This is a genomic window from Methylobacterium sp. B4 (assembly GCF_003201865.1).
Taxonomy (GTDB): domain Bacteria; phylum Pseudomonadota; class Alphaproteobacteria; order Rhizobiales; family Beijerinckiaceae; genus Methylobacterium.
Genome location: NZ_QJJJ01000009.1, coordinates 140,313 through 151,557, shown reverse-complemented (window position 1 = coordinate 151,557; position 11,245 = coordinate 140,313). Strand labels below are relative to the sequence as shown.

Genomic DNA, 11,245 nt, shown 5'->3' with positions numbered 1-11,245 from the left:
CGCCAGCGCCCCTCCCGCCGCCGCCGAGGGTCATTCCCCGTTTCGTCGCGCGAGGGCCGTCAGCGGGCCTCCCTGCGCCTCGCCGCGATCCGCACGCGCGCTCTTCTTTCTTGCGGGCCGGGGTGCTTCAATCGTCGCCATGAGCGAGACCCAGCACCTCCCCGACGCCGACACGCCTCAGGCCCGCGCCGCCCGCGACCGGCAAGCCGCCCGGGATCGGGCCCAGCGCTGGCGCGAAGAACGCCGGGCCGAGGTCGACGGCCTGCGCGCCCGGGTCGCTGAACTCGAAGCGGCCGCGGCGGTCGATGCCCTCCTCGTGGCCGGCCTTGCCCGTGCCGTGGCCCGCGACCGCGCGGCGCAGCCCCCTGGCGAGATCCCCGTGACCGGCGGCGCGGTCATGGTGCGGCACGTCATCGACCAGGCCGCGAAGGCGTCCCGCAACGCCGGCGGCTCCTACGACGATGCCAAGGCGGCCGTCGGCGCCCGGCTCCAAACGGCCGTCGAGGCCATCGCCCGTCCCGTAGCATGACGGCTACCGCTTGTGCCGAATCGCCCGGCGCCATACAATATGAGGGCTTCGAGCGTGCCATGCGGCGTGCGAGGGCAGGAAAGCCTCAACGGGCCCGCGCTGGCGACACCGCCGCCGGGTCCGCTTTTTTTGGAAGGCAGGCCGTGAGCGGTCTGGCGGTCGGCATAACCGTCTGAGACACGGTCGAGGCGGCCCGCGGCGCATAAAGCATTTCGGCAAACGCGCTCTCCCGCAGGCGGTCCAGTACATCGACCGCAACTCTGGACTGGATTTGCGTGATCGTCTTCACTTTCACGGGTGCCCTCGCAGCCTCCCGAAAGGAAATGGACTTCGTCGGCTTCGCGGTGCTCGGCACTGCGACCGGCATCGGCGGCGGCACCCTGCGGGACGTGCTGCTCGGGCTGCTGGTGTTCTAGCTGCTCCAGCCGGCCTACAGTGAAGACCACGTCGAGCGCCGATGTCAGCTCGCCAACACGCTCTTCTGACCCCGTGTCTGTACCGCTTACCGTCTCATGCCCACTCTCGGGCGGGATTATGATCCTACTCTTGGCGAGAACCCGAGTAAGGCTGAGCGAACTTTTGACCCTTTCCCGACCTTGAGCTTCATGCTCTCCTTGATCCGCTGTGCTGCTAAAAGCGGACACCCTGCAGGTGAACATAACGCCCGGATATCATTGCCATTAGGCGACGCGGCTTTGCCCTTGCATCCGCGCATTCTTTGGCTGTCAAAGGACAGCCTCGGTTCCTTGCCTGCGTCGAGAAACTGAACCAACTGTGCCGCTACGTCTGCGCTGGACCGCCGATCTGAAGCCTTTCGGTCGCACGAGCGTTCATGCCACTCTTGTGCGGTCGCCCCGGGATCGCGCATAAGCACCGCGATGGACACTGGCGGTCTGCATAGGCGTCGCGTCGCGGCGCGAGAGTGGTGGGTGCTCAGCGCCCGCGCGCTCGTGCTCGCCCTGGCCCTGTTCATCGTCGCTCCCGTCGCGGGCGTCGGTGAGGACCTCGCGTTCCACGCCCCCCGTCACCACGGACTGACCGAGATGGCCGCCCTCGACGCGGCCGCCCCCGAAGAGGCTGCCGACCCGGGCTTCGCCTGTCATCTCCATTGCGGCTGCCACCAGGTGGCTCCGCCACAAGTGTCGGCCGACGTCACGCTGGCACCGGAGTTCGCCGCCCTGACCTATTCCTGGGTGGCCGAGATGCCGGCCTCCGTTGCTCCCGACCGCCTGACGAGACCGCCCCGCGCGTGAGGTGACGCCGCGCCCATGAGCGCGCGTTCGCCCGGCCGTCCGACGCGGCGCCGGGCTCGTCTCCTCACCTGAACCAACGGGAGCGACCGCGACCGCCCAGAGGGGCCGTCCGGCATCCCGGCCGAGCGGTCCCCATGCGCATCCTCCTGTTCGCGGTCCTCCTGACCGCCGGCATCGCCATCGGCGCAGCCGTCCCCGCCGTCACCGGCTTCGTCCAAGGCAGCCTGTCCGCCGCCGGCCTGCCGAAAGACCTGTTCGCTTTCACCGCGGGCCCGGCTCCCGCCAAGCCCGAGCCCGCACGAGCCGGGGCCGGGCAGGACGACGATGACGACAAGGGAGCCGCGTCCCCCGAAAAGGCCCACGGTAAGGAACCCGGAGTGCACGGGCACGAGGCGGCCGAGGGGCACGCCGAGGCCGAGGCAGGCGTGATCAAGATGGCCCCCGAGCAGGTCTCGGGGCAGGACATCTCGGTCGTGAAGGTCGAGGGCGGCACCCTCGCCCGGCACCTTCTGGTGCCCGGCACCATCACCCCCGACACCGACCGGATCGCCCGTGTCCCGGCCCGGGTCGTGGGTACCGTCGCGGAGATGCGCAAGCGTCTCGGCGACCGGGTTGCCAAGGATGAGGTCGTCGCCGTCCTCGAAAGCCGGGAGGTCGCCGACGCCAAGAGCGAGTATCTCACCGCCTCCGTGCGGGCCGAGCTGGAGAAGACCAACTACGATCGCCAGCAGGCGCTCTGGGACAAGCGCGTCTCGTCGGAGCAGGTCTACCTGCAGGCCAAGGCGACCTATACGGAAGCCACCCTGCGCGTCGACCTCGCCCGCCAGAAGCTCTCCGCCCTGGGGCTGAGCGCGACCGAGGTCGCGGCCGCGCAGAAGCGGGACGAGGCGACGCCGAACCAGTCCACCCTGCGCCGGTACGAGCTCCGCTCGTCGCTCGCCGGCCGCATCGTCGAGCGCAAGGTCGACGTCGGGACGAAGGTCGGCGGAGAGGGGGACCCGGCCGACGTCTACACCGTCGCCGACCTCTCGACCGTCTGGATCGAACTCTCGGTGCCGACCACCGAGCTTGCCAAGGTGCGGGAGGGCGCACCGGTCGCGGTCACCCCGGCCCAGGAAGGCGGCGACCGCCACGCCGACGGCAAGGTCGTCTTCGTCAGCCCGTTCCTGAACCCGGACACCCGCTCGGCCCGGGTCATCGTCGCCCTGCCGAACCCGGACCTCGCCTGGCGCCCCGGCACCTTCGTCACCGCCGAGGTCGAGATCGCGCACGACGCGGTCGAGGTGCGCGTCCCGAAGGCTGCCCTGCAGACGGTCGGGGGCGAGCGCGTCGTCTTCGTGCGCACGGAGGAGGGCTTCGAGAAGCGCGAGGTCGAGCTCGGGCGCTCGGACGACGATTCCTACGAGGTTGTCTCCGGCCTGAAGCCGGGCGACCCCATCGCGCTCGCCAACTCCTTCCTCCTCAAGGCCGAGCTCGGCAAGTCCGAAGCCGGCGACGACGACTGAGCGGGAGACCGGACATGATCTCCCGCATCCTCGACTTCTCCGTCCGGCAGCGCTGGCTCGTCGTGCTCCTGTCGCTGCTGGCCGCCGGCTTTGGCGTCCACGCCCTGACGAAGCTGCCCATCGACGCGGTGCCTGACATCACCAACAACCAGGTGCAGATCAACACCGTCGCGCCCGCGCTCTCGCCCTTCGACATCGAGAAGCAGGTCACCTACCCGGTCGAGACCGCGCTCGCCGGCATCAAGGGCCTCGAATACACCCGCTCCCTCTCGCGCAACGGCTTCTCCCAGGTCACGGCGGTCTTCGCCGACGACGTCAACGTCTACTTCGCACGCCAACAGGTGGTGGAGCGCCTGAGCGAGGCGCGCGAAGGGCTGCCGTCGGAGATCGAGCCGCACATGGGGCCGATCACGACCGGCCTCGGCGAGATCTACATGTGGACCGTGCGCTACGCGGCGCCCGGCGAGCGGAAGGCGTCGCGCCCGGGCAAGCCCGGCTGGCAGGCGGACGGCAGCTACCTGACGCCCGAGGGGCAGCGGCTCGCGACCGAGCTGGAGCGCGCGGCCTACCTGCGGACGGTTCAGGACTGGGTGATCCGGCCGCAGGTCAGGACCGTGCGGGGCGTCGCCGGCGTCGACAGCATCGGCGGCTACGAAAAGCAGTACCATGTCCAGCCGGACCCGACGAAGCTGACCGCGCTAGACCTGTCCTTCGGCGACGTCGCCCGGGCGCTCCAGGCGAACAACGCGAACCAAGGCGCCCGCTACCTGGAGGACAACGGCGAGGGCTACGTCGTCCGCTCCTCCGGCCGCCTGGAGAGCATGGACGAGATCGGCAACGTCGTGGTCACGACCCGCGGCGGCGTCCCGGTCCGGGTGAAGGACATCGCCGAGGTGCGGATCGGACGCGACCTGCGCACCGGCTCGGCCAGCGAGGACGGCCGGGAAGCCGTCGTCGGAACCGCCCTGATGCTCATCGGCGAGAACAGCCGCACGGTCGCGGCCGCCGTCGACGCCAGGATGCGCGAGATCCGGCGCTCGCTCCCGCCGGGCATCGAGGTCCAGACGGTCCTCGACCGGACCCGTCTGGTCGAGGCGACCATCCGGACCGTGGCGACGAACCTCACCGAGGGAGCGGCCCTCGTCGTCGTCATCCTGTTCCTGCTGCTCGGCAACATCCGCGCCGCCGTCATCACTGCCCTGGTGATCCCGGTCGCGATGCTGATGACGACGACCGGCATGGTCGAGGCCGGCATCTCGGCCAACCTGATGAGTCTCGGGGCGCTCGACTTCGGCCTCATCGTGGACGGGGCGGTAATCATCACCGAGAACGCCCTGCGCCACCTAGCCGAGCGGCAGCACGCCCTCGGGCGAGTCCTCACCCTGGAGGAGCGCCTGGCCACGGTGCGGGCCTCGGCCGAGGAGATGATCAAGCCGTCCCTCTACGGGCAGGCGATCATCATCCTGGTCTACGTGCCGCTCCTGACCTTCACCGGCGTCGAGGGCAAGATGTTCGAGCCTATGGCGCTCACCGTCATCATCGCCCTCGCGGCGGCCTTCGTCCTCTCCCTCACCTTCGTCCCGGCGATGGTGGCCATCGTGGTCACCGGCAAGGTCACCGAGAAGGACAACCTCATCATCCGCGCCCTCAAGGCGGCCTACCGCCCGATGCTCGGTGCCGCGGTCCGCACCCCGCTGGCCTTCGTGGCGCTGGCCCTGCTGCTGCTCGCCGGGAGCGGCGCGCTGCTGGCCCGGCTCGGCACGGAGTTCATCCCCACCCTCGACGAGAAGAGCATCGCGCTGAACGCGCTGCGCATCCCATCGACCTCCCTGTCGCAGTCCCAGGCGATGCAGCTCAAGGTGGAGGAGGCCATCGGACGCTTCCCCCAGGTCGCCTACGTCTTCTCGAAGACCGGCACGGCGGAGGTGGCCACCGACCCGATGCCGCAGAACTCCTCGGACACCTTCGTCATCCTCAAGCCCCAGGAGGAGTGGCCCGACCCGGGCCTGTCGAAGGCGGAGCTGCAGGAGGAAATCGAGAAGGCGGTGGGCCGGCTCGCCGGCAACGTCTACGAGTTCTCCCAGCCAATCCAGCTCCGCTTCAACGAACTTCTGGCCGGGGCCCGCGGCGACCTTGCCGTCAAGGTCTTCGGCGACGAGTTCGAGCCGATGACGCGGGCGGCCGACCGCATCGCCGACATCCTGAGGGGCACGCAGGGCGCGGAGGACGTCAAGGTCGAGCAGACGGCCGGCCTTCCGATCCTGGAGATCAAGGTCAACAAGACCGAGGCCGCGCGCCTCGGGCTCAGCACCGGCGCCATCCAGGAGGTGATCGGCGCGGCCATCGGAGGCCGGCAGGCGGGCCTCCTGTTCGAGGGCGACCGGCGCTTCCCCATCGTGGTGCGGCTCACCGACAAGGTGCGCGAGGACCGCGAGGCGCTGGAGAACATCCCGGTGCCGCTGCCGCCGGGGCCCAACGGGCGCTCGACCTCCGTCCTCCTGAAGCAGGTGGCGAGCTTCTCGGTCTCGGAGGGACCGAACCAGATCAGCCGCGAGAACGGCAAGCGGCGCGTCGTCGTCACCGCGAACGTTCGCGGACGCGACATCGGCTCGCTCGTGGCCGAGGTCCAGGGGAAGGTCGCCGAGCAGGTCCGGATGCCGCTCGGGTACTACGTGACCTGGGGCGGTCAGTTCGAGAACCTCGCCTCGGCCAAGCGGCGGCTGACGGTGGTGGTGCCGGCGTGCTTCTTCCTGATCTTCCTCCTGCTCTACTCCGCCCTGGGCTCGGTCCGGGACGCGCTCCTCGTGTTCAGTGCGGTGCCGCTCGCCCTGACCGGAGGCATCGCGGCCCTGTGGCTGCGCGGCATGCCGTTCTCGGTGCCGGCCGCCGTCGGCTTCATCGCCCTGTCCGGTGTGGCAGTCCTCAACGGCCTCGTGATGCTGACGTTCATCAAGCAGCTCGTCGCCGAGGGACGCCCCCGCCGGGAGGCGATCCTGGAGGGCGCCATGACCCGGCTGCGGCCCGTCGCCATGACTGCCCTCGTCGCCTCGCTCGGGTTCGTTCCGATGGCGTTGGCGACTGGGACAGGCGCGGAGGTCCAGAAGCCGCTCGCGACCGTGGTCATCGGCGGCCTGATCAGCGCCACCCTGCTGACCCTGGTCGTCCTGCCGGCCCTCTATGCGCGCTTCGGCGGCGCCCGCGCCACGCCGCCGGTCAGCCATGACGAGGACGCCGATGGCGCCGCGCCGTTCCGGCAGGCAGCTGAATAGCCCGCCTGCCGCAGGCATCGAGGGGCAATCCGAGCCCCTCAATGTCTTCTCCGTTCAGCCGATCCGACCTAGCGCCGGAAAGGTCTCCATGATGAGGGAGGCCACATCGGTCATGCGGTCGGTGACCATCAGCAGCCCCATCGCCACCATCACGCCCCCGCCGACGAGCTGAAGCGCACGGCCGAACCAGCGTAGGGTCCGGAGGCGCGCGACGAAGCTGGACAGGAACAGGGCCGCCGCCACGAACGGCACGCCGAGCCCGAGCGAGTAGACGGTGAGCAGGGCGACGCCCTTGCCCGAGGCCGAGGAGGCCGTGACCGCCAGGATGGCACCGAGGACGGGACCGATGCATGGGGTCCATCCGAAGGCGAAAGCCGTTCCGAGGAGATAGGCGGCGACGGGTCCCCGACCCGGCGGATCGCCGTGCCAGCGCAGCTCGCGCTGCAGCCAAGCGGGCCGCAGCAGACCGGCAGTGAACAGGCCGAACAGGATCACCAGCAAGCCGGAGGCGAGGTTCAGCGTCTCGCGATGAGCGAGGAGGGCGAAGCCGAGCGCGCTCGCCCCCGCGCCGAACGCGACGAAGACGGTCGTGAACCCGAGCACGAAGCAAAGGCTCAGGCCGAGCGTGCGAAGGCTGTCACGCTCGCCGGCGGCCGACTGCCCGGCGACGTAAGACACGTAGCCCGGAACGAGAGGCAGCACGCAGGGCGATAGGAACGATACGGCGCCGGCCGCGAAGGCCGCAAGGAAGCCTACGCTTGAGGCGTCGATGGCCATTGGTTCAGCCCCGGCGGAGTGATGGACGCAGGATCGTCACTCCTGATCGGCCCCGGCCGCAGCGAAGATCTTGAGAAGGCGTTGGCGCTCCGCCTCGGTCCCGCCGGGCCCCGTCGGCTTGAGCGCCGCCGCGCCCCGGACCGGATCGCGCTTGCCGGCGAGAGCAACCGGGCCCGCGGTCGGCACAGCGACCTCACGCGGCCCTGCGGCCAGAGCCTCGGGACGGCTCACCTCGCCGAGACCGCCTCCGGCCGCGACCATGGTCTCTCGGAACGACCGGTGCTGGCCGCCGTCCTCGTACACCAGCCGGACGGCGGGCGTCCCGCTCGCCACGAGAGCGGCGACCTGCCGCTCGTCATCCGCCTGCTTCCGCGCGACCGCGCCAGCCGTGGCCTCGTCGCCGGCATCGAACACGTATCGGCCATCGGCGACGCCGACGCCCGGCTCGGCCCTCGTGACCTCGAACCGGTCGGACCCCTCCTTGAGGTTCCTCCAGAACGCGATGTTCGGGTCCTGCCGGTGCCGGGCCATGTTTTCCGGCGTCATACGGAACGGGTAGGACTGGAACTGGACGGCGCGCTGGCCGCCCGCGAAGGCCTCCCGCACCACGGCATAGAGTTCCGAGATCGCCTCGTCCGTCATCGCGAAGCAGCCCCGCGACGAGCACGAGCCGTGCACCATCAGGTGCGCACCGGTGCGTCCCAGGGAGCGGTCGTACTCGTTCGGGTACCCGAGATTGAACGAGAGGTAGAGGCTCGAATTCGGGTTCATGGACGCGGGCGTCACCGCGTAGAAGCCCTCCGGCGCCTGCCGGTCTCCCTCCCGGGTCTTGGGCCCCAGCTGACCCGACCAGCGGCACATCGGGTAGGTCTTCAGGAGGGCGTAGTTGCCGTCCGCGCCGCGCTTCCAGAGCTCGATCTCGGACTCCTTCTTGTAGGCCCGCATCAGGATCGGGTCCGCCGGCGAGACACCCTTGGCCGACATCAGGGCCAGGGTCGCCGGCGGGATTGGCGCGAGGTGGCGCGTCGAGGCCGCGTACTGGCCGTCCTGGCAGGCGGACAGCGCCAGGAGGAGGGCCAGACCAAGCGTTGTCGTCTTCAGCATGTCGGCCTCGCCGAGGTCGGCCTCCGAGCCTGGGCTCGAAGGGTTGATGACAGGTTGCCGTGGCTGCGGTTCGGCGGAATTGGGCCTCTCACGGGATTGGCTCCCCGGCGCTGCGATGCCTCCGCCGCAGAGGAAGTCCGTCGAGGAGCAGCAGCACCACACCCGCCGAGATCCAGACGTCCGCCAGGTTGAAGGTGAACCAGCGGATGCCGCCGGTGTGCAGGTCGAGGTAGTCCGTGACGACGCCGTCCATGAGCCGGTCGACGAAGTTGCCGGCGGCCCCACCCGCTATCGTGGCGAGCCCGAGGCGTTCGAGCCCGCCGCCCACGGCCAGAGCCCAGCCGGCCACAAGGCATGTGAGCGTGCCCTGGATGGCGAGGAGCAGCGCCAGGGAGGACTGGTCGTGCGCCGGGAACAGGCTGAAGCTGATGCCGTGGTTGAACGACAAGCTTAGGTCGACGAAGGGCAGTGCGCCCTTGACGGCGCCCTCCTCCAGCCACGCCTCGGCTACCGCCTTCGCGACGAGGTCTATGGCCGCGGCGGCCCCCGCCACCCCGGCCACGGTCGCCGCCCGGCCGGCCCACCCTGACAGGGAGAACATCAGGCCCTCAAAAGACGGAGCGCGTTGGCCGTCACCAGGACGGTCGCGCCGGTGTCGGCCAGGATGGCCGGCCAGAGGCCGGTGATGCCTGCGATGGTCGTTACCAGGAACACGGCCTTCAGGCCGAGGGCGATCGCGACGTTCTGGCGGATATTGCCCAGGGTCGCCCGAGAGAGGGAGACCAGCGCGGCCACGTCGCCCACCCGGTCGTTCAGCACCGCCGCGTCCGCCGTTTCCAGGGCCGCGTCGGTGCCGCCGCCCATCGCGATGCCGACGCTGGCGGCGGCGAGCGCCGGCGCGTCGTTGATGCCGTCGCCGACCATCGCCACCGGAGCCGCCGCCTTCAGGGCCGCGATCTCGGCGAGCTTGTCCTGAGGCAGGAGCTCGGCCTTCACGTCGAGCCCGAGTTCAGACGCGACCGCCTCGCCCGTGCGCTGGTTGTCGCCGGTCAGCATCACGCTGCGGACGCCGAGCTTCCGCAGGGCCGAGATGCCGGCCGCCGCGTCGCCGCGGGGCTCGTCCCGGACCGCGATGGCGCCCAAGGCCTCGGCGCCACGCACGACGATGACCACCGTCTTGCCGCCGACTTCCAGGTCCGCGACCGCGCGCTCGGCCTCGGGGCCGAGCCGCGCGCTCTCGGCGGCGTGGCGCGGGGAAGCGACGAGCACCGTCTGACCCATCACCGTAGCCGACACCGCCTTGCCGGGGATGGCGCGGGCGTCCCGCGTCGGGCGCAGCGGCACCCCGTCCGCGCTCGCCCGGTCGAGGATGGCCCGGGCGATGGGGTGGCTGCTTCCGCTCTCGACCGCGGCGGCCAACCCGAGAAGCGAGCGCTCCGACGCGTCCGGTGCGAAGACCAGGATGTCCGAGACCCGCGGCCGTCCGGCGGTCAGCGTCCCGGTCTTGTCGAACGCGACCGTGCGCACCCGCCCGATGACCTCCAGTGCGGCGCCGCCCTTCACGAGCAGCCCGCGTCGCGCACCGGCGGCCAGTCCGGAGGCGATGGCCGCCGGGGTCGAGAGCACCAGCGCGCAGGGGCAGGCGATGAGGAGGAGCGCCAGGCCCCGGTAGATCCAAGTGCCCCAGTCGGCGCCGAGCAGCGGCGGCACGACCGCGACCGCGGCCGCGAACGCGAACGCGATGGGCGTGTAGACAGCGCTGAACCGGTCGATGAAGCGCGCCGTGGGCGACTTCGACGCTTGCGCCTCCTCGACGAGGTGCAGGATGCGGGCGACCGTGTTGTCGGCCGCCGTCTTTGTGACCCGGACCTGGAGCGCACCGTCGGCGTTGACACTGCCGGCGTAGACCGGGTCTCCGACCTCCTTGGGCTTCGGGACCGACTCGCCGGTGATGGGGGACTCGTCGAGGCTCGACGCGCCGTCGGTGATCACCCCGTCGGCGGGCACGCGGTCGCCCGGCCGCACGACCACGACCTGACCAATGGCCAGCGATGCGGCGGCCACCTCGCGGATGGTGCCATCGGCCTCGTCGACGAGGCGGGCGGTCTTCGGCACCAGGGCGGCGAGCGCCTTGATGCCGGCCCGCGCCCGGCCCGCCGCCACGACCTCCAGCATCTCGCCGACCGTGAAGAGCAGCACGACGATGGCGGCCTCTTCGGCGGCGTGGATGGCGAGCGCCCCCGCGGTCGCGACCGACATCAGCATCTCGATGGAGAAGGGCGTGCCGGCGAACGCCGCCACGGCCGCGCGGCGGCCGTAATAGGCGAGACCGACGAGCGCCCCTGGCCAGTAGGCGTACTCGCCCGCCACGCCCGGCGCGATCCGCTCGATCAGGAAGCCGGCGGAGAACAGGGCACCGATCAGGATGCCCAGCAGCGCCTTCCGGGTCCGCCAGAGCGGCGGCTCGGGCTCCTCCGCGGTCTCGGCGGGTGGGGCGCCGCCCGAGGCTTGGGCCATGGCTAGGTCCGAGGCCATGGGGAGCGGCGCGACGCCATAGCCCAGGCGCTCGATCCGCCCCTCCAATTCGGTCCTCGGCGTCGCAGCCTCATCGAGCGCGAGGTCGAGGACTTGGCTGCCGTAGTTCACGCGCACGTCCGCGACGCCCGGCAGTCGGGAGACGGCAGTCTCGATCTTCCCGGCGCAGGTCGGGCAGTCCATGCCCTTGACCCTGTAGCGCAGAGCCTGCGGTCCGTTCGTGGGGAAGGATGTGCGGTCCGCGCCGGCGGCCTGGTTCATGATGCGCTCCGT

8 protein-coding genes and 1 pseudogene are annotated in these 11,245 nt (G+C 70.7%); 5 read left to right on the top strand and 4 right to left on the bottom strand.

All coding sequences use genetic code 11. The features are described from left to right. Nucleotides 1-139 precede the first annotated feature (139 nt). From BY998_RS13635 to BY998_RS13615, 5 genes and pseudogenes are all read left to right on the top strand, one after another. On the top strand, nucleotides 140-529 hold the full coding sequence (locus tag BY998_RS13635; RefSeq protein ID WP_110352155.1) for a hypothetical protein: 390 nt from the start codon (nucleotides 140-142) through the stop codon (nucleotides 527-529). A 209-nt stretch (nucleotides 530-738) separates the two neighbouring features. Further along, nucleotides 739-942 (top strand): annotated as a pseudogene (locus BY998_RS13630) (TRIC cation channel family protein); the annotation flags it as partial. 516 nt (nucleotides 943-1,458) lie between these two features. Beyond that, nucleotides 1,459-1,782 carry a hypothetical protein gene (locus BY998_RS13625; RefSeq protein WP_238178671.1) on the top strand — a complete coding sequence of 108 codons (324 nt, stop codon included), beginning with the start codon at nucleotides 1,459-1,461 and terminating at the stop codon, nucleotides 1,780-1,782. A gap of 134 nt (nucleotides 1,783-1,916) precedes the next feature. After that, nucleotides 1,917-3,287 (top strand): efflux RND transporter periplasmic adaptor subunit, encoded by a 1,371-nt coding sequence (locus tag BY998_RS13620; RefSeq protein ID WP_110352154.1) that lies wholly within the window; start codon nucleotides 1,917-1,919, stop codon nucleotides 3,285-3,287. 14 nt (nucleotides 3,288-3,301) lie between these two features. After that, entirely contained in the window at nucleotides 3,302-6,556 is a 3,255-nt protein-coding gene (locus tag BY998_RS13615; protein WP_110352153.1) for a CusA/CzcA family heavy metal efflux RND transporter, read from the top strand. A 54-nt stretch (nucleotides 6,557-6,610) separates the two neighbouring features. Here BY998_RS13615 and BY998_RS13610 read toward each other — a convergent pair whose 3' ends face one another. From BY998_RS13610 to BY998_RS13595, 4 genes are all read right to left on the bottom strand, one after another. After that, nucleotides 6,611-7,333, bottom strand: a complete 723-nt coding sequence (locus tag BY998_RS13610) for a cytochrome c biogenesis protein CcdA (RefSeq protein ID WP_110352152.1) — start codon at nucleotides 7,331-7,333, stop codon at nucleotides 6,611-6,613. 36 nt (nucleotides 7,334-7,369) lie between these two features. Then, nucleotides 7,370-8,437, bottom strand: a complete 1,068-nt coding sequence (locus BY998_RS13605; protein ID WP_110352151.1) for a murein L,D-transpeptidase family protein — start codon at nucleotides 8,435-8,437, stop codon at nucleotides 7,370-7,372. A gap of 88 nt (nucleotides 8,438-8,525) precedes the next feature. Then, nucleotides 8,526-9,038 carry a signal peptidase II gene (lspA, locus tag BY998_RS13600; protein ID WP_110352150.1) on the bottom strand — a complete coding sequence of 171 codons (513 nt, stop codon included), beginning with the start codon at nucleotides 9,036-9,038 and terminating at the stop codon, nucleotides 8,526-8,528. After that, complete coding sequence (locus BY998_RS13595; protein ID WP_110352149.1) at nucleotides 9,038-11,233, bottom strand: heavy metal translocating P-type ATPase; 2,196 nt, start codon at nucleotides 11,231-11,233, stop codon at nucleotides 9,038-9,040. Before BY998_RS13595 ends, lspA begins: the two co-directional genes overlap by 1 nt. Nucleotides 11,234-11,245 lie beyond the last annotated feature (12 nt).

Bases quoted from the DNA above. Each gene is read 5' to 3' on its own strand.
- BY998_RS13635 (WP_110352155.1), top strand. From the start codon at position 140: ATGAGCGAGACCCAGCACCTCCCCGACGCCGACACGCCTCAGGCCCGC.
- BY998_RS13620 (WP_110352154.1), top strand. From the start codon at position 1,917: ATGCGCATCCTCCTGTTCGCGGTCCTCCTGACCGCCGGCATCGCCATC.
- BY998_RS13615 (WP_110352153.1), top strand. From the start codon at position 3,302: ATGATCTCCCGCATCCTCGACTTCTCCGTCCGGCAGCGCTGGCTCGTC.
- BY998_RS13610 (WP_110352152.1), bottom strand. From the start codon at position 7,333: ATGGCCATCGACGCCTCAAGCGTAGGCTTCCTTGCGGCCTTCGCGGCC.
- BY998_RS13605 (WP_110352151.1), bottom strand. From the start codon at position 8,437: ATGCTGAAGACGACAACGCTTGGTCTGGCCCTCCTCCTGGCGCTGTCC.
- lspA (WP_110352150.1), bottom strand. From the start codon at position 9,038: ATGTTCTCCCTGTCAGGGTGGGCCGGCCGGGCGGCGACCGTGGCCGGG.
- BY998_RS13595 (WP_110352149.1), bottom strand. From the start codon at position 11,233: ATGAACCAGGCCGCCGGCGCGGACCGCACATCCTTCCCCACGAACGGA.